Here is a 569-nt window from a genome sequence, read left to right as displayed (position 1 = left end):
TGAGGGCGGAGGTGTCGGTGGGGGTGGTGTCTAGGTCGATGAGGGTGAAGCGGTCGGGGTTTTCGCTCTGTGCGGTGCGGATGAGGCCCCACAGGGGTGAGGCGGTGAGGTCGTGGATGTCTTCGTCGGGGTCGGTGGCGATGGCGTTGCGGGTGCAGATGACCAGGCGGGTGGTGGTGAGGCGTTCGTCGGTCAGCCATTCCTGGAGCAGGGCGAGCAGGTGGTGTGTGGCCTGGTGCAGCTCCGTCAGGGAGGCCGCCGACTCACCGGGCTCCGTGGCGAGAGACCCGAAGACGCAGGGCAACAGGACGGTGGCAGGCTTGGTGATGTCGAGGGCCTCGGCGAGCGCGGTGATGCTGTTGAACCGGGGGATGCGTGTATCGCTCCCCTCTGCCGTTCCGTCGGCGTGGAGGGGGAAGTGCTTGGTATCCAGCCAGGCCCAGTTCGCGTCCGTATCCGGAGTGGGAGCCGTCTCCTGGACGGGCAGTGTGGTCCATTCGATGTGGAAGAGGCTGTTTCGGATGGTCTTGGTGGTGTCGGTGAGCTGTTCGGTCGGCAGGGGGCGTGTG

The 569-nt window shown here is 66.4% G+C and carries 1 protein-coding gene; it reads right to left on the bottom strand.

What is annotated here, in order from left to right:
* Positions 1 to 569 (bottom strand): SpnB-like Rossmann fold domain-containing protein (locus IH48_RS33900; RefSeq protein ID WP_037844032.1); only part of this gene is annotated, 569 nt, incomplete at both ends.

It is taken from the genome of Streptomyces sp. NRRL F-5126 (genome assembly GCF_000721265.1).
Classification (GTDB): Bacteria; Actinomycetota; Actinomycetes; order Streptomycetales; family Streptomycetaceae; genus Streptomyces.
Note: the sequence above shows the minus strand (reverse complement) of the source record. Positions and strands in the feature narration are given on the sequence as shown.